24 protein-coding genes and 1 pseudogene are annotated in these 24,379 nt (G+C 70.7%); 16 read left to right on the top strand and 9 right to left on the bottom strand.

Annotation, left to right across the window (positions count from 1 at the left end; all coding sequences use genetic code 11):
- Positions 1 to 45 precede the first annotated feature (45 nt).
- From H293_RS0124395 to H293_RS0124380, 4 genes are read right to left on the bottom strand one after another with little or no spacing between them, the layout of a single operon-like run.
- Complete coding sequence (locus H293_RS0124395) at positions 46 to 957, bottom strand: SDR family NAD(P)-dependent oxidoreductase (RefSeq protein WP_020120463.1); 912 nt, start codon at positions 955 to 957, stop codon at positions 46 to 48.
- A 23-nt stretch (positions 958 to 980) separates the two neighbouring features.
- Positions 981 to 2,135, bottom strand: a complete 1,155-nt coding sequence (locus tag H293_RS0124390) for a CaiB/BaiF CoA transferase family protein (protein ID WP_028808149.1) — start codon at positions 2,133 to 2,135, stop codon at positions 981 to 983.
- Positions 2,136 to 2,186: 51 nt separating this feature from the next.
- Positions 2,187 to 2,966 (bottom strand): enoyl-CoA hydratase/isomerase family protein, encoded by a 780-nt coding sequence (locus H293_RS0124385; RefSeq protein ID WP_028808148.1) that lies wholly within the window; start codon positions 2,964 to 2,966, stop codon positions 2,187 to 2,189.
- A gap of 1 nt (position 2,967) precedes the next feature.
- Positions 2,968 to 3,723, bottom strand: coding sequence for an SDR family NAD(P)-dependent oxidoreductase (locus tag H293_RS0124380; protein ID WP_020120460.1), 756 nt, complete (start codon positions 3,721 to 3,723; stop codon positions 2,968 to 2,970).
- 85 nt (positions 3,724 to 3,808) lie between these two features.
- Here H293_RS0124380 and H293_RS0124375 point away from each other — a divergent pair, with 85 nt between their 5' ends.
- The 12 genes and pseudogenes from H293_RS0124375 to H293_RS0124335 all read left to right on the top strand — a co-directional run bounded on the left by H293_RS0124375 (position 3,809) and on the right by H293_RS0124335 (position 14,558).
- Positions 3,809 to 4,951, top strand: coding sequence for an acyl-CoA dehydrogenase family protein (locus tag H293_RS0124375; protein WP_020120459.1), 1,143 nt, complete (start codon positions 3,809 to 3,811; stop codon positions 4,949 to 4,951).
- Positions 4,952 to 5,052: 101 nt separating this feature from the next.
- Positions 5,053 to 6,543 carry an aldehyde dehydrogenase family protein gene (locus tag H293_RS0124370; RefSeq protein ID WP_020120458.1) on the top strand — a complete coding sequence of 497 codons (1,491 nt, stop codon included), beginning with the start codon at positions 5,053 to 5,055 and terminating at the stop codon, positions 6,541 to 6,543.
- Positions 6,544 to 6,564: 21 nt separating this feature from the next.
- Positions 6,565 to 8,169, top strand: coding sequence for an AMP-binding protein (locus tag H293_RS0124365; RefSeq protein WP_259294525.1), 1,605 nt, complete (start codon positions 6,565 to 6,567; stop codon positions 8,167 to 8,169).
- Between the two features lie 4 nt (positions 8,170 to 8,173).
- Entirely contained in the window at positions 8,174 to 9,325 is a 1,152-nt protein-coding gene (locus H293_RS0124360; protein WP_020120456.1) for a thiolase family protein, read from the top strand.
- A complete protein-coding gene (locus tag H293_RS0124355; protein ID WP_020120455.1) occupies positions 9,322 to 9,717 on the top strand; it encodes a Zn-ribbon domain-containing OB-fold protein in 396 nt (131 codons plus the stop codon). The genes H293_RS0124360 and H293_RS0124355 overlap by 4 nt, the downstream gene beginning before the upstream one ends.
- Positions 9,718 to 9,965: 248 nt before the next feature.
- Entirely contained in the window at positions 9,966 to 10,394 is a 429-nt protein-coding gene (locus H293_RS55130) for a nitrate- and nitrite sensing domain-containing protein (RefSeq protein ID WP_158694436.1), read from the top strand.
- Between the two features lie 5 nt (positions 10,395 to 10,399).
- On the top strand, positions 10,400 to 12,319 hold the full coding sequence (locus H293_RS52850) for a HAMP domain-containing sensor histidine kinase (RefSeq protein ID WP_051138149.1): 1,920 nt from the start codon (positions 10,400 to 10,402) through the stop codon (positions 12,317 to 12,319).
- A gap of 8 nt (positions 12,320 to 12,327) precedes the next feature.
- Positions 12,328 to 12,756 carry a roadblock/LC7 domain-containing protein gene (locus tag H293_RS0124345; RefSeq protein ID WP_020120454.1) on the top strand — a complete coding sequence of 143 codons (429 nt, stop codon included), beginning with the start codon at positions 12,328 to 12,330 and terminating at the stop codon, positions 12,754 to 12,756.
- Positions 12,757 to 12,764: 8 nt separating this feature from the next.
- A pseudogene (locus H293_RS61695) lies at positions 12,765 to 12,887 on the top strand (DUF742 domain-containing protein); the annotation flags it as partial.
- A 76-nt stretch (positions 12,888 to 12,963) separates the two neighbouring features.
- Complete coding sequence (locus H293_RS61690; RefSeq protein ID WP_397895350.1) at positions 12,964 to 13,104, top strand: DUF742 domain-containing protein; 141 nt, start codon at positions 12,964 to 12,966, stop codon at positions 13,102 to 13,104.
- The gene (locus H293_RS0124340) at positions 13,085 to 13,675 is read left to right on the top strand and encodes a GTP-binding protein (RefSeq protein ID WP_020120453.1); all 591 of its coding nucleotides are present in this window, start codon (positions 13,085 to 13,087) and stop codon (positions 13,673 to 13,675) included. The genes H293_RS61690 and H293_RS0124340 overlap by 20 nt, the downstream gene beginning before the upstream one ends.
- A 91-nt stretch (positions 13,676 to 13,766) precedes the next feature.
- Positions 13,767 to 14,558 (top strand): FadR/GntR family transcriptional regulator, encoded by a 792-nt coding sequence (locus H293_RS0124335; RefSeq protein WP_199790192.1) that lies wholly within the window; start codon positions 13,767 to 13,769, stop codon positions 14,556 to 14,558.
- A 7-nt stretch (positions 14,559 to 14,565) separates the two neighbouring features.
- Here H293_RS0124335 and H293_RS0124330 read toward each other — a convergent pair whose 3' ends face one another.
- From H293_RS0124330 to H293_RS0124320, 3 genes are read right to left on the bottom strand one after another with little or no spacing between them, the layout of a single operon-like run.
- Positions 14,566 to 15,588 (bottom strand): TIGR03617 family F420-dependent LLM class oxidoreductase, encoded by a 1,023-nt coding sequence (locus tag H293_RS0124330; RefSeq protein ID WP_020120451.1) that lies wholly within the window; start codon positions 15,586 to 15,588, stop codon positions 14,566 to 14,568.
- Complete coding sequence (locus H293_RS0124325) at positions 15,585 to 16,727, bottom strand: acyl-CoA dehydrogenase family protein (RefSeq protein WP_020120450.1); 1,143 nt, start codon at positions 16,725 to 16,727, stop codon at positions 15,585 to 15,587. Before H293_RS0124325 ends, H293_RS0124330 begins: the two co-directional genes overlap by 4 nt.
- Positions 16,728 to 16,747: 20 nt before the next feature.
- Positions 16,748 to 17,533 (bottom strand): enoyl-CoA hydratase/isomerase family protein, encoded by a 786-nt coding sequence (locus H293_RS0124320; RefSeq protein WP_259294524.1) that lies wholly within the window; start codon positions 17,531 to 17,533, stop codon positions 16,748 to 16,750.
- A gap of 100 nt (positions 17,534 to 17,633) precedes the next feature.
- On the opposite strand from H293_RS0124320, the gene H293_RS0124315 reads away from it, so the two are divergent.
- From H293_RS0124315 to H293_RS0124305, 3 genes are all read left to right on the top strand, one after another.
- Positions 17,634 to 18,527, top strand: a complete 894-nt coding sequence (locus H293_RS0124315) for a crotonase/enoyl-CoA hydratase family protein (protein WP_020120448.1) — start codon at positions 17,634 to 17,636, stop codon at positions 18,525 to 18,527.
- Positions 18,524 to 20,125: a GMC family oxidoreductase gene (locus H293_RS0124310; RefSeq protein ID WP_020120447.1), complete on the top strand. Its 1,602-nt coding sequence runs from the start codon at positions 18,524 to 18,526 to the stop codon at positions 20,123 to 20,125. The genes H293_RS0124315 and H293_RS0124310 overlap by 4 nt, the downstream gene beginning before the upstream one ends.
- Positions 20,126 to 20,239: 114 nt before the next feature.
- Complete coding sequence (locus H293_RS0124305; protein ID WP_020120446.1) at positions 20,240 to 21,655, top strand: family 1 glycosylhydrolase; 1,416 nt, start codon at positions 20,240 to 20,242, stop codon at positions 21,653 to 21,655.
- A 139-nt stretch (positions 21,656 to 21,794) separates the two neighbouring features.
- Here H293_RS0124305 and H293_RS0124300 read toward each other — a convergent pair whose 3' ends face one another.
- Both H293_RS0124300 and H293_RS0124295 read right to left on the bottom strand, forming a co-directional pair.
- Positions 21,795 to 22,295 (bottom strand): MaoC/PaaZ C-terminal domain-containing protein, encoded by a 501-nt coding sequence (locus H293_RS0124300; protein WP_020120445.1) that lies wholly within the window; start codon positions 22,293 to 22,295, stop codon positions 21,795 to 21,797.
- 27 nt (positions 22,296 to 22,322) lie between these two features.
- Positions 22,323 to 23,144 (bottom strand): enoyl-CoA hydratase/isomerase family protein, encoded by an 822-nt coding sequence (locus H293_RS0124295; RefSeq protein WP_020120444.1) that lies wholly within the window; start codon positions 23,142 to 23,144, stop codon positions 22,323 to 22,325.
- 109 nt (positions 23,145 to 23,253) lie between these two features.
- Here H293_RS0124295 and H293_RS0124290 point away from each other — a divergent pair, with 109 nt between their 5' ends.
- Positions 23,254 to 24,378: an acyl-CoA dehydrogenase family protein gene (locus H293_RS0124290; RefSeq protein WP_020120443.1), complete on the top strand. Its 1,125-nt coding sequence runs from the start codon at positions 23,254 to 23,256 to the stop codon at positions 24,376 to 24,378.
- The last annotated feature ends 1 nt before the right edge of the window (position 24,379 follow it).

Genomic DNA, 24,379 nt, shown 5'->3' with positions numbered 1-24,379 from the left:
GGCCGAGGGTCGCGCGCAGCACGAGGGCGGCGGCGTCGTGGCCCTTCACTGGCCGGCGCCCGTCGCCCGACCCGCGGGCATGGCTGCGTACAACTGCGGTACGGCGTCGACGAGTTCGTCGTAGGCGAGGGCCTGGCCGGACCGGCTGGGGTGGACGGCGGCGACGGTCCAGCCTTGCAGGCGGTTGAGGCGGTTGCCCTCGATGCGCAGGACCTGGCCGGTCAGCCAGGCCGCGCTGTCGGAGGCCAGGTAGACGACGACTCCGGAGGCGTTGGCGGGATCGCGCGGGTCGAAGCCCTCGGCGGCCTGGAGGGACTCGCCGACGGCCAGTCCGTCCGTCATCCGCGTGGCCGCGATGGGCGAGATGGCGTTCGCGGTGACGCCGTACTTGCGCATCTCCAGGGCGGTGAGGACGGTGAGCCCGGCGATCCCGGCCTTCGCCGCCCCGTAGTTGGACTGGCCCTGGTTGCCGAACAGGCCGGTCCCGGAGGTCGTGTTGATCACGCGGCCTGTCACGCGCTCGCCTCGCTTGGACGCCTCGCGCCAGTGCGCGCACGCGTGTCGGGTGAGTGCGAAGGTGCCCTTCAGATGCACCGCGATGACGGTGTCGAACTCGGCCTCGGTCATCGAGAACAGCATGCGGTCGCGCACGATCCCCGCGTTGTTCACGACGATGTCGAGGCGGCCGAACTCGGCGACGGTGTCCGCGACCATGGTCTCGGTCGCCGCCCAGTCCGTCACCGAGGAGTGGTTGGCGATGGCCCGGCCGCCGAGCTTGGTGATCTCGGCGACGACCTCGTCGGCGGGGGAGTCACCGGTCTGCTCGCCGTGTATGCCCGAGCCGAGGTCGTTCACCACCACGGTCGCGCCGGCCTCGGCGAGCGCCAGACAGTGCGCCCGGCCAAGGCCTCTGCCGCCGCCGGTGACGATGGCGACCTTGTCGTCGAGGATGCCCACGCCGTACCTCCAGATAGATGAGTTCAGTTGAGTTCGCGGAGCACTTCGTCGGTGTGCTCGCCGAGGGTCGGTGCGCCGCCGCGCGGCTTCTCGTCGACGCCCCAGAAGGCGACCGGAGTCGCCACCGTCCGCAGCGGCGGCGCGTCACCCATGCCGGGCTGTTCGACGAACGCCCCGACCGCCTCCGCCTGCGGATCGGCCGCCACCTCCGCCAGGGTCTGCACGGGCGCCCACCACACGCCCTCGGCGTCGAAGCGCTCGGCCCACTCGTCAAGGGGCCGCTTGGCGAACTCCTCGTCGAACACGGCGATCAGCTCGCGTACGTGGCCGCGCCGGGCCCTGCCGGTCGCGAACCGCTCGTCCGTCTCCAGGTCCTTACGGCCGAGCGCCTTGACGACGCCGGGCCAGTGCCGGTTGCCCTCCAGGCCGACCAGCCAGAACCAGCGGTCGTCTGCGGCCCGGTAGGAGTTGTAGAGGGGTGACTCGTGCTCGGTGCGGTGGCGGGTACGGCCGCGCTTGCCGAAGAAGTTCTGCAGGGCGAGGTCGTTTCCGTTGGCGTAGGTACCGGACCGCAGCAGGGACACGTCCACCACCCCGCCTTCACCGGTGCGTTCGCGTCGCAGGAGCGCGGCCAGCACGCCGGCGACCAGGTTGGCCGCGGCCGTACGGTCGCCGAGGCCGGGCCGGATGCCGGGCGGCGGCTCCCCGGCCGGGTTGAGCATGGCGGCGATGCCGGGGCGGGCCCAGAACGCGGAGACGTCGTACCCGGCGCGGTCGCGCTCGGCGCCCGTCCAGCCGTAGCCCGTCAATGTGCCGACGACCAGGCGGGGATGGCGGGTGCGCAGCTGGTCCGGGGACAGGCCCAGCCGTTCCAGGGCGCCCGGGCGGAGGTTGGTGACGAACACGTCGGTGCGTTCCAGCAGCCGCTCCAGTATGTCCTTGCCGTCCTGCGAGCGCAGGTCGAGGACGATCCCGCGCTTGCCGCGGTTGTCGGTCTCGAACGGGGGAGCGCTGTCGATGTCCTGCCCGACGTGCTTGAGCGTGTAGCGGTTGGGGTCGCCGGTCGGCGCCTCCACCTTCACCACGTCCGCGCCCCAGTCGGCGAGCATGGTGGCCGCGGCCGGTGCCGCCACCCACATGCCCAGCTCGACCACGGCAATGCCCTCCAGTGGCCGCACGGCCCACCTCCAGATCAGTCGGGACGTCTGAAAACCCCCGCCGTACGCCTGCTACACGCCGCGGAAGTCGCCCGGTCGGCGTTCCCGAAAGGCCTTGAGTCCCTCGGTCCGGTCCTCGGTGCTGAACAGCACCGCGACGGTTTCGCGCTCGTACGCGATCGCCGCCTCCAGGTCCATGCCGAGGCCGTAGTCGATCAGGCGTTTTCCGGCCGCGAGCGCGAGCGGGGCCCCGGCGGCCAGCTTCGCGGCCAGCGCTTCGGCGGTCTTGAGCGCACCGCCGGGCTCGGCGAGTTCGTTGACGAGCCCGAGCGCGTGAGCCCGCTCCGCGTCGATCGGCTCGCCGGTGAGGATCATCTGCTTGGCGATCGCGGGCGGCAGGAGGCGGGGCAGCCGCTGGGTGCCGCCCGCGCCCGGCAGTACGCCGAGTTTCATCTCGGGCAGACCCAGCCGGGTGCCGCGCTCGGCCACCCGCAGGTCGCAGGCGAGGGCCAGCTCCAGGCCGCCGCCGAAGGCGAACCCGTGCAGGGCCGCGACCGACGGCTTGGGGAAGTCCTCAAGGAGCGCGAACGTCTCGGTGAGTCGCCCCACGAAGGCACGGAACTGCCCGGGTGCCGTGAACGATTCGATCTCACCGAGGTCGGCACCGGCCGAGAAGGCCCGTCCCGCACCGGTGATGACCAGGGCGCGCACGTCGTCGTTGTCGCGGACGTCGGCGAGGGCCAGTTTCAGCTGGTCGGCGGTCCTGGAACCGAGGGCGTTGAGCTGCCCCGGCCGGTCGAGCGTCAACACGGCGATTCTGTCGCGGAGTTCGGCACGCAGCACAGTGCTCACCTCAGACCATCGTCAGTCCGCCGCTGACCGAGAGCGTCTGCCCGGTCATGTAGGCGGCGTCGTCGGACGCGAGGAAGGCCACCACACCGGCGATCTCGTCGGGCCGGGCGACGCGGCGCAGCGGGATGGCCCGCACGGTCGCGTCGTACATCTTCTGGCTGTAGTCGGCGACCTGTCCGAGCAGCGCGGTGTCGGTGGGACCCGGGCAGACGCTGTTGACGGTGATGCCGTGCCGGGCGACCTCGCGGGCCAGCGCCTTGCCGAAGGCGATGACCCCGCCCTTCGTCGCGGAGTACACCACCTCGCCGGACGAGCCGACGCGGCCGGCGTCCGAGGCGATGTGCACGATCCGGCCGCGCCCGCTCTCGATCATGGAGTCCAGTACGGCCCGGGTCATGGTGATGGTGCCGCGCAGATTGACGTCGATGATGCGGTTCCAGGTGTTCTCGGTGCTGTCGACGAAGCGGCCGATGACGTCGACGGCAGCGTTGTTGACCAGGACGTCCACCGGACCGAGCTCGACGGTGACCCGCTCCACGGCCGCGTGCACGGCAGCGCTGTCGGAGATGTCCACGCCGACTCCCGTCGCCCGCACTCCGTACCGCTCGACGAGGCGGCCCGCGACCTTGGCGGCGGCCTCCGCGTCCAGGTCGCAGACGGCGACCGCGGCTCCCTGGGCGGCGAGCCGGTCGGCGATCGCCTCGCCGATACCGCGCCCCGCTCCGGTGACGAGTGCCACCTTGTCCCGTACGCTCACGCGCCCTCCCTCGCCCAGGTCCCGATACAGCGCTATCGTATAACTACTTCAGCTAAATAAGCGAGATGCCTGAGTGGAGTCGAGCATGCGCCGAACGATCTTCACCGAGGAACATGAGCTGTTCCGCGAGACCGCCCGCACCTTCTACCTGCGCGAATGCGCCCCGTACGCCGAGCAGTGGGAGCGTGAAGGGCAGGTGAGCCGGGCCGCCTGGGCGGCGGCGGGCAAGGCCGGACTCATCGGCTGGCAGTTCCCCGAGGAGTACGGCGGCCAGGGCATCCGGGACTTCCGCTACAACGCGATCATGGCCGAGGAGATGGCGGCCACCAGCTCGGTCGGCGTAGGACTCGGGCTGCAGAACGACGTCCTCCCGCCCTATCTTATGAACCTCACCACGCCTGAGCAGAAGGCCCGCTGGCTGCCCGGCGTCACCAGCGGCGAGACGATCTGCGCGCTCGCGCTGTCGGAGCCGTCCGCCGGGTCCGACCTCAAGGGCATCCGCACCACCGCCCGCCGGGACGGCGACGAGTGGGTGATCGACGGCTCCAAGACCTTCATCACCAACGGCATCCTGGCGGACCTGGTGATCGTCGCCTGCAAGACCGACCCGGAGGCCGGCCACAAGGGCATCAGTCTGATCGTCGTCGAGCGCGGCACCGAGGGCTTCGAGCGGGGACGCAAGCTCGACAAGGTCGGCATGAAGGCCCAGGACACCGCCGAGCTCTTCTTCCACGAGGTCCGCGTCCCGGCCGACAACCTCATCGGTCAGGAGGGCCGCGGTTTCTACCACATGATGGGCAACCTCCCCACGGAACGGCTCGCCATCGCCGTCTCCTCGCTGGCGGCCGCGGAGCGGGCCTACGTACTGGCGCTCGACTACGCCAAGACCCGCACCGCCTTCGGGCAGCCCATCGGGGAGTTCCAGGCCAACCGGTTCGCGCTCGCCGACATCAGGGCCAAGTTGAACGCCGCCCGGATCTATGTGGACGGCTGCATCATGGCCCTGATCCAGGGCGAGCTGACGGCCGAGGAGGCCGCCGCCGCCAAGTACTGGACCTCCGAGACCGGCTGGGCGGTCATCGACCGCTGCATGCAGCTGTTCGGCGGCTACGGCTATGTCAACGAGTACGAGATCGCGCGCATCTGGCGCGACACCCGGGTCCAGCGGGTCTTCGGCGGGACCTCGGAAATCATGCTGGAGATCATCGGGCGGTCGCTGGGTCTGTAGGCCGCGACCCGGAGGCCCTGAACTTATTGACTAGCTTGGCTAAATAGGTTAGCTATTTAGCCTGGATGTGCGCAGTGTTGCGCGGTCTCTAGGGGGTACCCGTGGTCACGGTCGATGTGGAGCTGCACCAGGAGAGAGCGGAGCGCGACCTGCCGCAGCCGCGTCTGGTCATCGGCGGCAAGGACGTCACCGACACCAGCGGTGGCCTCTACGAGCACCGCAACCCGGCCACCGGCCTCATCCAGGCATACATCCCGCTGGCCGGGCCCACCGAGGTGGACCAGGCGGTCGCGGCCGCCCGCCAGGCCTTCGAGGTGTGGGGCACCATGCGCCCCGCCGAGCGCCGCCGGCTGCTCACCCGCTTCGCCGCGCTGCTGCGCGACCACATCCCCGACTTCGCGGCGATCTGCCCGCTGGAGAACGGCGTGTGCATCGGCGGCTGGGCGGAGAACGTCGGACCGCACGTCGCCGAGTGGACCGAGTACTACGCCGGCTGGGCCGACAAGATCGAGGGCATGGTCGGCGCGGCCTACAGCCCGCACGAGAACGTCGAGTACACCATCGCCGAGCCGTACGGCGTCATCGGCCACATCATCACCTGGAACTCGCCCGCCCTGTCGCTGGCGATGAAGGTCCCGCCGTCGCTCGCCGCCGGCAACACCGTGGTCATCAAACCGGCCGAGTCCACACCGTTCTCCGCGCTGCTCTTCGCCGACCTGGCCCGCGAGGCGGGCATCCCCGAGGGCGTCGTCAACGTCGTCACCGGGCTCGGCGACGCCGGATCGGCCCTGGTCACCCACCCCGGCGTCGACAAGATCTCCTTCACCGGCGGCCCCGCCACCGCGCGCCGCATCATGGCCGACGCGGCCCTCAGCCTCAAGCCGGTCGTCTTCGAGCTCGGCGGCAAGTCCGCCAACCTGCTCTTCGCCGACACCGACCTGGACACCGTCGTCCCGTACTGCGCCGCCTTCGCCATGAGCAACACCGGACAGGGTTGCGCACTGCCCACTCGGCTCTTTGTGGAGCGCCCGATCTACGACGAGGTCATCGCCCGGGTCACCGGAGTGATCGCCCACCTGCCCGTGGGCGACCCGCTCGACCCCACGACGTACATCGGACCCCTCATCAACGAAGCCGCCCGCGACCGCGTCCAGGGCATGGTCGACAAGGCGGTCGAGGACGGTGCCGGCCGGCTCGTGTACGGCGGCGAACACATCGACTCCGACGGCTGGTTCGTGACCCCGACCGTCTTCGCGGACGTCGACAACCGCAGCGACCTCGCCCAGCAGGAGGTCTTCGGACCGGTCCTGGTCATCACCCCGTTCGACACCGAGGACCAGGCCGTCGCCCTGGCCAACGACAGCGAGTACGGCCTGTCCGCCTACATCCAGTCCCGCGACATCGCGCGCGTCAACCGCCTGGTGCCGCGCCTGAAGGCCGGGACGGTGTACGTCAACCCCGGGCCGAACCCGATCACTTCGCCCGCCACGCCCTTCGGCGGCGTTGGCATGAGCGGGTTCGGGCGGGAAGGCGGCAAGGCCGGTCTGGACGAGTTCATCAACGTGAAGGGCGTCGGCATCGGCCGCGTCTGACCAACCATGGGGAGCAACCACGTGCTGAGTTATTCCGGGGGACAACCCCCAGACCCCCGCGCCCGCCGCCTGACGTTCGGCGACATCATCCGTGAGCACCGACGGTCCTTCCCCGACGGAGTCGCCCTCGTCGACGGCGACGTCCGGCTGACCTGGCCCCAGTTGGACGAGCGCACCAACCGACTCGCAGGCGCCCTCACGGACGCGGGCGTCGGCTCCGGCGACCGCATCCTGTGGCTGGGCCAGAACTCCTTCCGGATCTGGGAGCTGCTCGGCGCCGCCGCGAAGATCGGCGCCATGGTCTGCCCCGGCTACTGGCGCTGGGCAGCCCCCGAGATGGCCTTCGCCGTCGAGGACTTCGACCCCAAGGTCGTCGTCTGGCAGGACGAGGAGATCGGTGACACGGTCGCCAAGGCCCGGGCCGAACTCGGCAGCGACCACCGGGCGTTGTGGCTGCGCCACGACTCCGAGGGCGCCGACTCCTACGAGTCCTTCCTTGCCTCCGGATCGCCGGAGGACCCCGTCGCCGACGTCGACCCCGACGCCGCCCTGCTGGTCATCTACACCGCGGCGATCTCCGGTAGGCAGTCCGGCTCGATGCTCTCGCACCGCAACCTGCTCGCCATGGGCGCGAGCGCCGCCTGGATGGGGGACATCGGCACGGAGACGTCCTTCCTCGGCGCCGGTCCGATGTTCCACATCGGCAACTACCAGTTCTGGGGCGTCCCGGCCTTCGTCCACGGCGGCAAGAACGTGGTCGTGCGCCGCGTGGTCGCCGAGGAACTGCTCCCGCTGCTGGCGGGCGAGAAGTGCACCCACGCCTACCTCATGCCCCCGACCATCGCGCAGCTCGTCGCGCTGAACCGCGAGGCCGGCCACGACCTCTCCCACCTGCGCGCGAGTGTCGCCGCGCAGCTCTGGGAGGGCACCGTCCCCACCGATCAGAGCCGCTTCACCCGCAACGGCGGCGGCATGGGCCGCGGTTACGGGCAGACCGAGGTGACCGGCTTCGCGGTGACCGGTGCCTACGGCGACGCGGGCACCGGCAACGCGGGACGCCCCGGCCCCTTCACCGCCGTACGCCTCCTGGACGACACCGGCCGGGAGTGCGCGGTCGGCGAGGCCGGCGAGATCTGTGTCCGCGGCGACCTCGTGCACCTCGGCTACTGGAACCGGCCCGAGATCAACGAGGAACGCTTCCGGTTCGGCTGGTGGCACACCACCGACCTCGGCCGGCGCGAGCCCGACGGCACGATCAGCTTCCTCGGGACGACGACCCGCATGCTCAAGTCGGCCGCGGAGAACATCTTCCCGGCCGAGGTGGAGAACTGCATCGAGTCCCACCCCGCGGTCAGGGAGGCGGCCGTGATCGGCGTGCCCAACGAGCGCTGGGCGCAGGACGTCAAGGCCGTCGTGGTGCTCCTGCCGGGCGCCGAGCCGGTCACCGCGGCGGACGTCATCGAGCACTGCCGGGCGCGGATCGCCTCGTACAAGAAGCCGAAGACGGTCGAGTTCGTCGACGCCCTGCCGCGCACCAAGGACTACGCCAAGGACTACGAGGTGCTCGACGAGCGCTTCGGCGGGGGCGGCTATCCCGGCGGCGACACACTCGGCGCGGGACGGTGACCTCGTGAACGGCCGCCAACCCGTGGTCGTCGGCGTCCACGCCACCGAACAGGCGCTGACGCTGCCCGACCGCGACGCGATGGACCTCGCCCTCGAAGCGGTACGCGGTGCGATCGCGGACGCCGGACTGACCCCGGCCGACGTCGACGGGGCCCAGGTCGACTGGCCCGGTCCCGGCGGCGTGCCCGGCGAGGGCAGCTCCTGGGCGCGGATGCTCGGCCGGGACCTGCGCTGGACCAGCGACTCGATGCTCGACAACGCCGGCTCACGGGGCCTGCTGAAGGCGGCCGCCGCCATCAGCGCCGGATACGCGGACACCGTCGTCGTCGGCGGCTGCAAGCTGGTCTCGCGCGGAGCCGGCCCTGTGGGGGCCGGGGTGCCCCTGGAGTTCGCCGATGTGTGGGGCAGCTATGTCGTCGCCCAGTTCGCGCTGGTGGCGGCACGGCACATGCACGAGTACGGCACGACCTCCCGCCAGCTCGCCGAGGTCGCCGCCACGATCCGCAACAACGGCAGCACCAACCCGGAGGCGATGATGTACGGCCGCGGGCCCTACACCGCCGACGACGTGCTCGCCTCCCGGATGGTGGCCACGCCCTTCCACCTGCTGGACTGCTGCATCGTCGGCGAGGGGGGCGCCGCACTCGTGGTCACCACCGCCGAACGGGCCCGCGATCTGCCGCACCCGGCCATGGCCGTCCTCGGCGGCGGCATGGAGTACCACCAGGCCGCGTACGCCAACCCGGCGCTGTACCGGGAAGTCGGCCAGCTCGGCCGGGACGCGGCGACCCGCGCCTACGCCATGGCCGGCGTCGGCCCGCACGACGTGGACGTCTTCTCCCTGTACGACCCCAACTCCTTCGAGATCATCCGGCAGTTGGAGGCACTTGGCCTGTGCGGGGAGGGCGAGGGCGGACCGCTGGCGGCCAGCGGTGCCATCGCTGTGGGTGGCAAGCATCCCGTCAATCCCGACGGGGGCTGTCTGTCGTACGCCTGGAACGGGACGCAGCAGATGACGCTCAAAGTCGTCGAGGCGGTACGGCAGTTGCGCGGCACCGCCGTGCACCAGGTCGAGGGCGCCGAGCTCGCCGCCGTCGGGAACGCCGGGTCCGGCGCGCAGCACTACGAGATGAGCCTGCTGGGGAGAGCGCGATGAGCCGGCCCGTACCCGTCCCCACCGAACTGTCCGAACCCTTCTGGGAAGCGGCCCGCCGCGGCGACCTGGTCGTCCCCTACTGCCCGAGCTGCGACCTGCGCTTCTTCGTGCCCGAGCCCGCCTGCCCCGGGTGCCTGGGCCCGGACTGGCGCTACGCGCCGAGTGCCGGCCGGGGGACCGTCTACTCGGTGACCGTGGTGCACCGCGCACCCGGCCCCGGCTTCGACACGCCCTTCGCGCTCGCCGTGATCGACCTCGACGACGGCGGCACCCTGCTCTCCCACGTGGACGCCGGCGATCCGGAGACTGTCGCCATCGGCATGCGCGTGCGCGTCGACTTCCGGCGCCTCACGGACGAGATCACGCTGCCCTGTTTCGAACCGGAGCCCTGACCGCATCAGTTGAAACAGATGATGGTGATAGTTTAGTGCGCTAAGTGTATTTAGATAGCGGTATCCAGGGATAGCATCGGCGCGTCATCGTGCGGGCCCATCGGAGCGGCCTGTCACTTGGAGCATCGCTGGGGACCTCAGTGGCAGTGCACGCGCGTGCGTCGAAGAGACAAGGACCAAGGGACAGCGGAGGCGCCGGAGCCCGGCGCCAGCCGTCACTCCGGACGTTCCTGCTCATCCTGGCTCTGGTGCCCAGTGTGACCCTGGTGGCCCTGTGGCTGGCGAGTTCCGCGCAGCTCTACACGGACTGGCAGACGCAGAAGGACCGCAACGCCGCCTCCAACGCGGCGGCACGTCCGATCATGGCCGCCTTCTTCGACCTCCAGGAGGAACGGCGGCTCAGTGGCGCGGAGTTGGCCGATCCCGAGGGCTACCGGAAGGCGTTGCGCGCACAGCGCGTCCGCACCGACGCCGACGTCACGAACGTCCAGGGACTGCCCGACAGCGGCTGGCGCGCCCCGGACGACATCCGCGCCAACGTCGTCCAGGTGGGCAGGAACCTGCGGAAACTGGCCGACTACCGGTCGGGGGTGGACCAGCGGACCGCCTCGCAGCAGCAGACCTTCGACCGCTACACGAGCCTCATCTCCGGCCAGTTGAACCTGTTCCCACTCTGAGCCATGTGGGTCTGCCCAACATCGACTACCTCGCCCGGCCGGCCATCGACTCGGTCTGGGGCATGGAGATGATCTCGCGGGAGAACGCGCTCTTCGCCCGCGGCTCGGTGACCGGGCGGCTCTCCGGCACCGAACGCGGGCAGCTCGCCGGTTGGATCGGCTCCCAGCACTTCCTCTACGACAACAAGGTCGTGCCGCTCGTCCCGGACGACCAGGCCGCGCTCTACCGGAAGTTGATGGCGGGCGGTGCGTGGAAGCACAAGGCCACGGCCGAGCAGAAGGTCCTGTCCGCACCCGGCTCCGGGGCCGACGCGGACAGGTTCTCCAAGAACCCCGGCACGACGTGGAGCGAAAGCGTCGGACCGGTCGCCGCCCAGCTCCAGCAGCTCAACACCGCCTACTCCGTAACACTGACGGCGGCGACCGAGACGGAACTGAACGCGATGGTGCGGCGGTTGATCGTCACCAGCGTGATGGGCGCGGTGGCGGTGCTCGTGGTCGTCCTGATCAGCGCGCTCCTGACCCGGACGCTGCGCCGCCGGATCTCCGCGCTGCGCGTCGCCGCCCTGGACCTGCAGACCCGCATGCCTGCCGTGGTCGAACGCCTGCGCAGCGGAGACGTCGTCGACCTGGACGCCGAACTCCCCGCGATCCAGCACGGCGACGACGAACTCGGCCAACTGGGCCAGGCGTTGAACCTGGCGCGCCACAGTGCGCTGGACACGACGATGGCTCAGGTCTCGCAGTTCCGCGGCTTCGAGAAGCTGCTCCAGCGCATCGCCCGGCGTACCCAGCTGCTGATCGGTCTGCAGATGAAGAAGCTCAGTGAGCTGGAGCGTCGGCACGAGGATCCCGAGGTCCTGGAGGGCCTGTTCGACCTCGACCATCTGACCGCCAGGCTGCGGCGCTACGAGGAGAACCTGGTGATCCTCGGAGGCGGCCAGCCGCAGCGACGCTGGCGCAAGCCCGTCCTGCTGCTGGACGTGCTGCGTTCCGCGCAGAGCGAGGTGCAGGACTACCGGCGGATCCAGATCGACGTCGAGGACCGGGTGTGGCTGGCCGAGCGCGCCGTCGGCCTGGTGATCCACGTGCTGGCCGAACTCATGGAGAACGCGGTGGGCTTCTCCAGGCCACCGACGCCTGTGGAGGTGTACGCCGCCCGGGTGGGACGCGGTCTCGCGGTGGAGATCGAGGACCGCGGCGTGGGCATGGACCCCGGGCAGTACGACGCGGCCAACCGGCTGATGACCGAGCCGCCCCGCATGGACGTCATGTCGCGGGCGGACGACGTCAGGCTCGGCCTCTATGTGGTGGCCCGGCTGGCGCGTGCCCTCGACATCCAGGTGGAACTGCGGCCCTCTTCGTTCGGCGGCACCCGGGTGGTCGTCCTCATCCCCGACGAACTCGTCGTCGAGGCGCCCGGGCGGACCGGGCCGACACCCGAAGCAGCCGCCGCCTGGCCGCCGCCTCCCGAGGCGGCCGTCGCGGACGTGCCCGGTGTGGAGCACGGTTCATCCCCGGACGTGGACACCCTGGTGACCGGCCGCATCGGCCCGCCCGAAGCCGCGGCCCCCATGAGTGATGTGTGGACCCGGCCGCCACGTCCCCACCCGGTGGCGCAGACGGCCGGCGCACCCCGGGGGAACGGCACACTGCGCGTGGACGCCGCGCCGGACGTGCAACCGCTGCCCAAACGGGTACGCCTGGCCAGTCTCGCCGACGAACTGCGGGACCCGAGCGCCGGTCCGGGTGCCCAGCCGACCGACGAGCAGACGTCGGTCCGGCGGCCTGCACCCGCCCGCTCCGGCGCGACGATCGGTGCCTTCCAACGCCAGTCCCGGATGGTCCGGCGCGACGTTCCCCCGACCGACCACGAACCCCTCGACGTGCTGCCGCAGCGTAGACGGATCCCGACGGAAGACTGACCATGACAATGCGAACGACCGCCACCCATCCGGACCTCGACTGGTTGCTGGACGGCCTGGTCGAACAGGTTCCCGGCACGCACCACGCCACCGTGCTGTCCGACGACGGGCTGGTGGTCAGCCAGTCCCGCACCATCGCCCGCGGCGACGCCGAGCGCCTCGCCGCCATCGCCACCGGCCAGCAGAGTCTGGCCCGCGGGGTGGGGCAGCTGTTCGGTGGTGGCTCGGTGCACCAGGTCATCGTCGAGCTGACCGACCTGTGGCTGTTCATCTCCGCCGCGGGCCGCGGCACGCATCTGGCCGTCGTGGCATCCCAGGAAGTGGACGCCGAGTTGATGACCGTGGCCATGCACACCCTGATGCAGCAGGTGGGACGGCGCATGAGCACCGAGACGCGCTTCGGGGCGCCTGCCGACGAGCGCGGTGTACGTGAGTGAGCCACTGGATGGACGGCCTGGAGGACGGGGACGCTCAAGAGCTGTCGGTCAGGCCTTACACGATCACCCACGGGCGGACGGACCCCACGCGTGACGACCTCACTCTGATCACCCTCGTGACGACCGTCGAACCGGCACCGGGCCGGGCCGGTCTGCGAGGCCTGGAACCCGAGCACCGCTTGATCCTCCAGGGAACTGGACCTGCCCGTGGCGGTGACGAAGATCCTCATCGACGACCTGGTCGCACTGGGCAGGGCGACAACCCGCCCGCCGATCGCTGTAGCAGCAGGGAACTCAATGGACATGACGCTTCTTCGGGCGGTGAGGGATGGCCTTCGCAGACTCTGACCCCGCGGGCCGGGTCTACGGCGGCTCGGCATCCGCGGCGGTCAAGATCCTTGTGGCCGGTGGCTTCGGTGTGGGCAAGACGACCCTGGTCGGGGCGGTGAGCGAGGTGGCACCGCTGCGCACCGAGGAGTACCTGACCGTCACGAGCGTGGGCGTCGACGACGTCGAGGGAGTCGAGCGGAAGGCCACCTCGACGGTGGCCATGGACTTCGGCCGCATCATGGTCAACCCCCGGCTGGTGGTCTACCTCTTCGGGACACCCGGCCAGGAGCGCTTCTGGTTCATGTGGAACGACCTCGTGCACGGCGCGCTCGGTGCGGTGGTCATCGCCGACACCCGGCGGCTGGAGTCCAGCTTCGCGTCCATCGACTTCTTCGAGAGCCGCGGCATCCCCTTCGTGATCGGCGTCAACTGCTTCCACGGCCGCCAGGAACGCGGCGAGCGGGAGATCCGCGAAGCGCTCGACCTCGACCCGGAAGTCCCCCTGGTGATGGGGGACATGCGGCAGCGGTCGGTCGGCCGCGACCTGCTCCTCGCGCTGGCGGAACATCTCATTGCCGGAACTCGATAACCTAGTTTAATCAGTTATCTAGTAGAGTGAACCGTCTACCCGGTGCTCGGGCCCTGTCCCGCACCTGTGGGTCGGACGGAGGTGGGCCCCGGTGACGAGTGTGTCGGGACGGCAGGGCGGTGGCGGTGGGGGCGTGAACGGTGTCAAGGTCCGCGTCCCCAAGATGGCCGAGCTCGTGGCGGCACAGCTGCGCCGCAAGATCGTGCGCGGGGAGCTGGCCGAGGGCGAGGCGCTGCCGGCCGAGTCGGCGCTGATGGCGGAGTTCGCCGTGTCCCGGCCCACGCTGCGCGAGGCGTTCCGGGTGCTGGAGTCGGAGTCGCTGATCAGCGTGCGCCGGGGCGCCCGGGGCGGGGCACGGGTGCAGATTCCGGAAGGCACGGTCGCGGCCCGGTACGCCGGGGTGGTCCTCGAATACCGCGGCACGACCCTCAAGGACGTCTACGACGCCCGTACGGTGATCGAGGCACCGTGCGCCGGGCTGCTGGCCGAGGGGCGCACGGACGAGGACCTGGAGCGGCTGCGGGCAGCCGTCGCCGAGGCCGAGGCGCTGATGGACGACCCGTCGGCCTTCATCCGTGCCCACATGGAGTTCCACGCCCTGGTCGTCGAACTGGCGGGCAACGAGACGCTGAGCGTCCTCAACGGCATGGTCCGGCACATCATCGACCAGGCGAACTGGTCCCACGTCGACCTGGACGCCGGCAGCCCCGAGAACGTACGGGCCAACCGCCGGGGCTTCCGCGCCCACGGCGCGCTCGTCGAACTGGTCGCCCAGCGCCGGGCCGAGGCCGCCGAGGAGCTGTGGCGCCTGCATCTCCAGGAGGCCGAGGACTACCTGCTGCAGAACAGGTCCATGACCACCGTCCTGGACCTGCTCGGCTGACGCGACGTCACGTGCCGTGGAGTTCCTCGACGATGGGCTCCCACACCTCGGCGTCGATCTCGTACGCCGTGTAGAAGGACACCCGGTCGACCAGCGCCCCGTACCGGCGCCGGATCTCGCCCGCGACCCGCTCCGGTTCCGCCACGACCGCGAAGGTGTGCAGCACCTCGTCGTCGACGAGACCGCTCATCGCCTCCCACTTGTCCTCGCGCCGGGACGTCGACAACGCGTGCAGCTCGTCGCCGAGTTCACCCCAGCCGTGCAGCTCCAGCACCCCGCGGTAGGCGGGTGTGCTGCCGTAGAAGGCGATCTGCGCGCGGGTGCCGTCGATCGCGCGGGTCATCTCCTCCTCCGTGCGGCCGGTCGCGGTCAGCAGCAGATGGGAGACGGCGAAGTCGGCACGCGTACGGCCGGACGCGGCCAGACCCGCCTCCACGGTCGGCAGGGTCACCTCCCGCAGGTACCGCTCGGTGGTGAAGCCGTGCGCGAGGAGCCCGTCGGCGACCTCGCCCGCCACTTTGGTCATCGCCTGGCCGACCGCGGCCACGAACACCTTGGGCGCGCCGCCGGGAGCGGGCGGGGGAGAGAAGAAGGGCGACATCAGGGTGTGCGAGTAGAAGTCGCCGCGGAAGTTCAGCTTCTCGCCCTCGTTCCAGGCGGCCCAGATCGCGTGCAGCGCGCTCACGTACTCCCGCATCCGGGCCGCGGGCCGGCTCCACGGCATGTCGAAGCGCCGCTCGATGTGCGGCTTGATCTGGCTGCCGAGACCGAGCGAGAACCGTCCGCCGGCGTAGGTCTGCAGGTCGTGCGCGGTGTACGCGAGCTGCATGGGGGAGCGGGCGAAGGCGACCGCGATGGCCGTGCCGACCTCAAGGCGGTCGGTGTGCTCGGCCGCCAGCACCAGCGGCAGGAAGGGATCGTGCTTGGACTCCGACGCCCACAGACCGTCGTAGCCGGCCTTCTCGTGGTGCCGGGCCTCCTCCACGACCTCCGTGGTGCCCCACACGTTGAGCTTGCCGTCGACCTTCATGCCGCTCCCTTGTCCTTTTGCATTTCCATGCCGATGCGCCGTGCGAGCAGCTCCCGGTGGTACGCCGGATCACCGAACAGCAGCTGTGACGTCTTGGCCCGCTTCAGATAGAGGTGGGCCGGGTGCTCCCAGGTGAAGCCGATGCCGCCGTGCACCTGGATGTTCTCCTGCGTCGCCTGTACGCACGCGTCGGAACAGAACGCCTTGGCCAGACTCGCCACGGCGGGCAGCTCCGGGTCCTCGTTCTCCGAGGCGAGCAGGGCGTAGTTGGCGGCGGCGCGCGCCGACTCCACCTCCAGGAGGACGTCGGCCAGCAGGTGCTTCACGGCCTGGAAGGAACCGATGGGCCGTCCGAACTGGTGGCGCAGCTTGGCGTACTCCACCGCCATGTCGAGCGCGCGGGAGGCCACCCCGACCTGCTCGGCGGCCAGCGACACCGCGGCCCGGTCGAGCACCTCCGAGACCAGGTCCCAGCCGTCGCCGTGCGTACGCAGCCGGGTCGCCGGTACGTCCTGGTAGTCGAGGCGGGCCTGGCGGCGGGTCGGGTCCATCGTGGGCAGCGGCGCACGGGTCAGGCCGGCCGCGTCGCCCTCCACGCAGAACACCCCGATGCCGTCGGCGGTGCGGGCGACGGTGAGGACGACATCGGCGGTGGCACCGTCAAGGACGAACATCTTGTGCCCGGTGAGCAGCCAACTCCCTTGGCTCTCACGGGCGGTGAGCCGGACCCCGGCCGCGTCCCAGCGGGCGGAGTCCTCGGTCAGGGCGAGTGTCCCGACGAGTTCACCGGAGGCAAGGCCCGGCAACAGGCGCTTGCGGGCGTCCTCGTCGGCGCAGCGCAGCAGCGTGGTCGTCGCCAGCACGGCCGAGGACAGGAACGGCGCGCACACCAACGCGCGGCCCATCTCCTCCATCACCACGCCCACTTCGACCGGCCCGCACCCGGCACCGCCGTACTCCTCGGGGACCGCGAGGCCCTGCAGCCCTAGCTCCGTCCCCATCCGGAGCCACAGCGCCCGGTCGAAGCCCTCGGGTGTCTCCATCAGGCGACGCGTCTCGGTCTCGGGCGAGGTGTCGGCCAGGAACGCCCTTACGGTGCGCCCCAGTTCCTCCTGCTCCTCGCTGAACGCGAAGTCCATGTCTCAGCCCTCTCCGGGTCTCAGCCCTCTCCGGCGGTCCGGCGACGGGCGCGGGACGCGATGATCTTCTCGACGACGGCGATGTGGTCCGGCGAGCGCATGGTTTCCTGCTCGGCGAGCAGGGCGGGTTCGAGCACGGTGGCGAGCGCCTGCTCCAGGTGCAGGTTCACCGCGCGCTTGGTCTCGCGCAGCGCCTGCGCGGGCAGGGCGGCCAGCCGTCCGGCGAGGTCCATGGCCTCGTCCAGGAGCTTGTCCTTGGGTACGGCCCGGTTGGCGATGCCCAGGCGGACCGCCTCCTCGGCGCTCACCCGGTCGCCGAGGAACAGCAGTTCCTTCGCGCGGGTCAGTCCGACGAGCAGAGGGAGGACGAGTGCACCGCCGTCGCCCGCCACCAGTCCGACCTGTACATGCGGGTCCGCGACATAGGCGTCGTCGGCGATGAGGACGAGGTCGCTCAGCAGGGCCAGGCTGCATCCCAGGCCCACCGCGGGCCCGTTGACCGCCGCGATCACCGGCAGCGGACAGCGCACCATCCCGGTGATGATCCGCCGGGCCTCGTCGACGTTCCGCTCCCGGAAGGCGCGGTCGCGCTGGACCCGGGTCATGATGTCGAAGTTGCCCCCGGCGCTGAACGCCCGGCCGCGCCCGGTGAGGACGACCACCTGGGCCTCCGGGTCCTCGGCGAGCGAGTCCCACAGCGACGCGAGACCCGCGTGCAGCTCCTCGCTCATCGCGTTGAGCTGGTCCGGTCGGTTCAGCTCGACGAGCCGGACCGGCCCGACGGCCGTCACCAAGAGGTCCGTCATCTCCACCGCCATCAGTCATGAACGAACGAGTCAGTAGAGTTGAATGCTATAACTAATTAAGCTTTCTGGAAACGGCTCGCTGGAGTGACGGAGGACGCGTATGCCGGAGCAGGAGTACGAGACCGTGCGGGCCGAGGTGGCGGACCGGATCCTCACCGTCACCCTCGACCGGCCCGAGAAGCTCAACGCCTTCAACCCGCGGATGATGGCCGACCTGCTCGACGCCCTGGACGCGGCCGATGCCGACGACGACGTACGCGTGATCGTGGTGACCGGCGCCGGGCGCGGCTTCTGTGCCGGCGCCGACGTCAGCTCCGGCGGCTCTTCCTTCGACCACCGCAAGGCGGGCGCATGGCACCGGGACACCGGCGGCCGGGTCGCGCTGCGGCTCTTCTCCAGCACCAAGCCGGTGATCGCGGCGGTCAACGGCCCGGCCGCGGGCGTCGGGGCCAGCATGACCCTGCCCATGGACATCCGCCTGGCGTCGACCTCGGCGAAGTTCGGCTTCGTCTTCGCCCGCCGCGGCATCGTGCCGGAATCGGCGGCGAGCTGGTTCCTGCCCCGGGCCGTCGGCATGCAGAAGGCCATGGAATGGGTGACCACGGGCCGCGTCTTCGGCCCTGACGAGGCACTCGCGGCCGGGCTGGTCCGCTCCGTGCACCCGCCGGAGGAGCTGCTGCCGGCGGCGTACGCACTCGCCCGGGAGATCGCCGACAACACCTCCGCGATCTCCGTCGCCCTGTCCCGCCAGATGATGTGGCGGATGCTGGGCGAACCCCACCCGATGGCCGCCCACCGGCTCGACTCCCGGATCATGAGCCAGATCGGCGGCGGCCCGGACCCGGTGGAGGGCGTCCAGTCGTTCCTCGCCAAACGGCCGCCCGCTTTCCCGGGCCGGGTCAGCAAGGACATGCCACCCCTCTATCCCTGGTGGCAGGAGGAGGAGTTCCGCCCCCTGGAGGAGCGGGCGCCGGCGTCGGAGGGTCAGGGATGACGACGTTCGACTACATCGTGGTGGGTGCGGGGTCCGCGGGCTGCGTGCTCGCGAACCGTCTCTCCGGAGACCCGAAGACGTCCGTACTGCTGATCGAGGCGGGCGGCCGGGACGCCACCCCGCTGATCAGGATGCCCAAGGGATTCGGCAAGCTGCTGGGTGATCCCCGGTTCGCCTGGCACTACCCGGTCGAGCCGGTGGGCCCGAGCCGCCGCGTCGAGCACTGGGTCCGCGGCCGGACGCTCGGCGGATCCAGCTCGGTCAACGGCATGGTCTACAACCGCGGTGACCGCGCCGACTACGACGAGCTGGAGCGGCTCGGCAACCCCGGCTGGGGCTGGGACACCATGCTGCCGGTCTTCCGGCGGATCGAGGACAACGCACTCGGCGCCTCCCCGGCCCGGGGAGCGGGCGGCCCGCTGCATGTCTCCACCGCACCGCGGCCGGAGCCGCTCTGCGAGGAGGCGATCGCCGCCGGGACCGGACTCGGCTGGCGCCGCACCGACGACCTGAACGCGAGCGACGACGAACGCATCGGCTACGCCATGGCCACCATCAAGAACGGGCAACGCTTCAGCGCCGCCCGCGCCTTCCTGCACCCCGTCGGGGACCGCCGGAACCTGACCGTCTCGGTGGACACCGTCGTGACACGCGTCCTCGCCGAGCACCGCAGAGCCGTCGGCGTGCACACCCGCAGCAGGGGCCTGGAGGCCGACGTCCGGGCCCGGCGCGAGGTGATCCTCTCCGCCGGCAGCATCGCTACGCCCAAGATCCTCCAACTGTCCGGCATCGGCCCGGCCGAGACGCTGAAATCGGCAGGCGTCGACGTCCTCGTCGACAGCCCGCACGTGGGCGGCCGGATGCGCGAGCACCGGTGTTTCGTGGTCCAGTACCGGCTGAAGGACGACCTCGGCTACAACAAGTCGCTGAGCACCCCGCTGCGACAGGCCCTGTCGGGGGCGAGATACCTGGCCACCCGCCGTGGACCGTTGGCCGCGCCCGCCTTCGACGTCATCGCCTTCTTCAAGTCCCGGCCCGAACTCGCCCGACCGGACGCCCAGTTGCTGATCGCGCCGGTGTCCCTGCTGCCCGACGTCCCCGGCAAGGAGACCGGCGTGGAACGCGAGCCCGGAGTGATGGGCCTCGGCTACGTCCTGCGCCCCACCGCCGAGGGCGGCCTGCACATCGTGTCCGCCGACCCCGACGCCCCACTCACCATCACGCCGAACTACTACGGCTCCGACCATGACCGCACGGTGGGTACCGCCCTCTTCCGGCGCATGCGGGAACTCTTCGAGACCGAGCCGATCGCCGGCCGGATCACGGCCGAGACGCTGCCGGGCCCCGGCGTCCGCGACGACCAGGACATCATCGACGCCGGTCTCGACCAGGGACGCTGCGGCTACCACGCCATCGGCACCTGCGCCATGGGCCCGGCCGAGGACGACGTCGTCGACGGCCGGCTGCGGGTACGCGGCATCGAGGGTCTGCGGGTCGTCGACTGCTCGGTCATGCCGACCATGGTGTCCGGCAATCTGAACGCACCGATCATGGCCATGGCCTGGCGGGCGGCCGACCTCATCCTGAGTGCGGTCTGATCCCGTATCGGGAGATCTGGCCGAAACATTGTCGTAGTTTGTTTGACCTGTTAACGTCCGGTCGGCGGACATTCAGTTGAATGCGCTAAACCATTCACCGCCTGGACGGTAACCATGAGCGATGGTTTCCTGCATGAATCCCTTCGCCGTGTCGACTGGGGGGTCGCCACGGCGGACACCATCGCGGCACCCTTGCCGCCCCTGCCGGAACGCGGCGGGCACTTCCGGCAGTGGACCGACGACCTCAAGCAGCTGACCGGTGTCGTCGCGGACACCCACCGCATGGTCGCCGGATGGCCGCAGCTCCAGCCCGACGGCCCCGGCAACTGGGACCGGGACGCCCTGGACCGCTGTGACCGCGCGCTCGACGCACTGCTCGCGCAGGGGACCCGGCCCGCTCTCACGCTGCTCGACCGCTCACTGCCGCCGTGGCTGGACGTGGCAGGCGGCTGGCTCGCCCGCGACACCGCCGAGCACTTCGCCGCCTACGCGGCCGAGCTGGGCCGCCGTTTCGGCGACCGCGTGGAACGCTGGATCACCTCCACCGACCTCGCAGGCCCCACGCTCGCCGACCACGTGGCCGGAATGTACCCCCCGAGCCGGGGCGCGGGCCGGGCCGGACTGCCCGCGGTCCACCACATCCTGCTGGCCAACGGGCTCGCCACCCAGGCCCTGAGTGCCACCGGCGCGCGAGGCCGGATCGGCACCACGGTCACCCTCGTGGGCGGCTACCCGGCCACCGACGACCCCTACGACCGTCTCGCCCTGGAACGCCTGGAGAGCTGGACCAACCGACTCTTCCTCGACCCCCTGCTGCTCGGCGAGCACATGGTGACCGAGGACGGCGACTCACCGGTCGAGGACACCGGCTGCGTACGCCCCGGCGACCTGGAGACCATCACCGCCGAGCAGGACCTGCTGGGCCTGTCCTGGCACACTCCGTTCCGCGTCACCGCGCCGGAGAACCTGCCCCGCGTGCTGCCGACGAGAACCTGCCAGAGCGCCCTCAACGAGGTGAACCGCCTACTCGTGGGCCTGGGCTTCGCGATCGTCCCGTTCGACGACGTGGAGACCACCGCCTACGGCTGGCCGATCATCCCCGAAGGGCTCGCCGACGCCGTCGCCGGCCTCTACGAGCTCTACGGCGACGCGCTGCCGCCGCTGTCCGTCATCGACAACGGCATGGGCGACCTGGACCTCGTCGACGCCACGGGCCACAGCGACGACGACCGGCGCCGGGCCCTGCTGCGCGCCCGGCTCTCCTGGCTGGCCGGACTCACCGCGGCCGGTGTGCGGGTGTGCGGCTACGAGTACTGGTCGGTCCTGGACAACCTGGAGGCCAAGTTCCGCTACACCCGGCTGTACGCGATGGCGGTCCCGGACCACGAGGCCCCGCCGCGTCCCTCGATCCCCTCCGACTGGCTGCACCACGGCGCCTTCGCCGACGCCGCCGTACCGGAAGCGGGGCGGCACACCGGTCTGAGTCTGGTGCCGGCTCCGCCCCGGGCCAAGGACGGCGCGACCTCGTAGCCGGCCCCGGGCTCAGATTCGTCGTAGGCCGCGTAGCCGGTCCGTGGCCCGCGGCTCAGGCGTGCCGAAGGCCGCGTAGCCGGTAAGTGCCTCCGGCTCAGGATTGCCGGAGGCCCCGTAGCCGCTCCGTGCCTCCGGGTCAGGAAGCCGGAGCCTCGTAGTCCCTGCCGCGGATCAGCCGCACCGGCGTGTAGACGAGGACGTCCTCGTCCCGCTGGTTGCGCACCGTGATCCGACTCGTCACCACGCCCCGGCCGGGCTTGCTGGAGGGCCGGGAGCCGGTGGTTTCCACGACGGCGTACACGGTGTCGCCCACATACACGGGACCCAGTACGTCGAGCTCCATGTGCAGGAAGGCGAGGCCGGTGCCGTGCAGCACGTTCGTCTGGAGCACGAGGCCTTCGGCGATGCAGTAGGTCAGTCCTCCCGGGACGAGTCGCCCCGTGTAGCCGCCGTCCGCGGCGTGCGAGGCATCCCAGAAGAGGGGCTCGGTGAAGCCGCCCCAGGTGACGAAGTTGACCAGGTCGGTCTCCGTGATGGTGCGGCGGGCGGTCCGGAAGACCTGCCCGACCGGCATCTCCTCGAAGGTCAGACCCTTCACCAGAAGGGGGACTTCGGTGCTGGTCCGCTGCGGTGCCATGATCGATCGGTTCCTCTCGTACGGTGGTCACAGGTCGAGCGGGTGCTTGCCGCCGACGCCCTCGAAGTCCGCGGCCCGCTTCTCGCGGTGCGCGGCGAGTCCCTCGACGACCTCGTGGCCGCCGAACCCGAAGAACTCCAGCCCCAGCGAGGCCTCGAAGATCGGCTGGGCGGTGCGGTACCAGTGGTTGAGGGACCGCTTGGTCCAGCTGATGGCGCTGGCCGGTCCGGCGGCCAGGGCGGTCGCCACCCGCAGGGCCTCGGTGTGTACGTCGGCGTCGTCCACGCACTTCGACACCAGCCCGATCCGCTCGGCCTCCTCGCCGGTGAGCGTCTCGCAGGTCAGCAGGTAGTACTTGGCCTTGGCCATGCCGCACAGCAACGGCCAGCAGATGGCGGCATGGTCACCGGCCGCGACACCGAGCCGCGTGTGCCCGTCGACGATCTTCGCCGTGCGGGCGACGACGGAGATGTCCGCCAGCATGCCGATGACCAGACCCGCCCCGACCGCCGGGCCGTGGATCGCGGAGACCACCGGCCTGGAGCAGTTGAGCACGCCGTAGACCATGTCCCGCGCCTCCCGCATCACCCGGGCGCGCACCGCGTAGTCCTCGGTCATGGCCTCGATGGAGTCGAAGGTCCCACCCGCCGAGAACGCCCGGCCCGCCCCCTGGACGAGCACCGCGCGGGTCTCCTCGTCCCGGTCCACGACGGACCAGACGTCGGCGAGTTCACCGTGCATCCGCGGATCCACGGCGTTGAGGTTCGGGGCGTCGAGCACGATCCGCAGCACGCCGGGCGCGGGCCGCTCGAAGGTCAGGCTCGTGAACGGGGCGTAGGGATCGGTCACGTCGCGCTCCTGGTGTATTCAGTGTGGATACTATAATTATCTAACTGTATCGAGGGGTGGGCGGCAAGCAGGCCGCACGTGACGTTGCACGGAGGACGGGAAGGTCGGTATGGATCTCACCTTCAGCGAGGAACAGGACGAACTGCGCAAGGTCGTCCGCTCGTTCCTCGCCAAACACTCCGACGAGGCGACCGTGCGCCGCCTGGCCGCCGACCCTCAGGGTCACGACCCCGTCGTCTGGGGGCGGATGGCCGGTGAACTCGGCCTCCAGGGGCTCGCCGTCCCGGAGGAGTACGGCGGCTCGGGCTTCGGCTACGTCGACCTCGGCATCGTCTTCGAGGAGGCGGGCCGCGCGCTGCTCGGCGGGCCGTACTTCGCCACCGTGGCCCTTGCCGCCGAGGCGCTGCGGCGCTGCGCCGACGAGCAGGCCCGGCACGACTTCCTGCCGGGCGTCGCCTCCGGCGAGACGGTGGCCACTCTGGCGCTCACGGAGGACATTGGCCGCTGGGACGAGCAGGGCATCGGGCTCACCGCCGCCCACGACGAAAGGGGCGGCTGGCGACTGACCGGCGTGAAGACGTACGTCCCCGACGGACACCTCGCCGACCTGCTCCTGGTCGCCGCCCGCACCCCCTCGGGCATCAGCCTCCTGGCCGTCGAGACCACCGACGCACCCGGCCTCGCCCGCACCCCCCTCCCCACCCTCGACCAGACCCGCAAACAGGCCCGGATCGAGTTCACGGACACCCCCGCCCGCCTCCTGGGCCCCGAGGGCACGGCATGGCCCGCCCTGGAGCGCACCCTCGCCACCGCCGCCGTACTCCTGTCCGCCGAACAGGTCGGAGGAGCCGCGGCCGCCCTGGACGCCGCCGTCGAATACGCCAAGATCCGCGAGCAGTACGGCCGGCCCATCGGCTCCTTCCAGGGGATCAAGCACAAGTGCGCCGACATGCTCATGGAGATCGAGTCCGCCCGCTCGGCCGCGTACGGCGGACTGTGGGCGCTGGACACGGGCGACAGGACGGAGATCGCGATCGCCGCCGCCCTCGCCCAGGCCTACTGCTCGGAGGCGTTCACCAAGGTCGCCGCCGACAACATCCAGGTCCACGGCGGCATCGGCTTCACCTGGGAGCACCCCGCACACCTGTACTTCAAGCGCGCCAAGAGCTCCGAGGCACTGCTCGGCACACCGTCGTACCACCGGGAACTGCTCGCCACCCGGCTCGGCATCTGAG

Origin of the sequence: Streptomyces canus 299MFChir4.1 (assembly GCF_000383615.1) — a bacterium.
In the GTDB taxonomy this organism is placed as follows: Bacteria; Actinomycetota; Actinomycetes; order Streptomycetales; family Streptomycetaceae; genus Streptomyces; species Streptomyces canus_C.
This window is presented reverse-complemented; position numbering and strand designations above follow the sequence as displayed.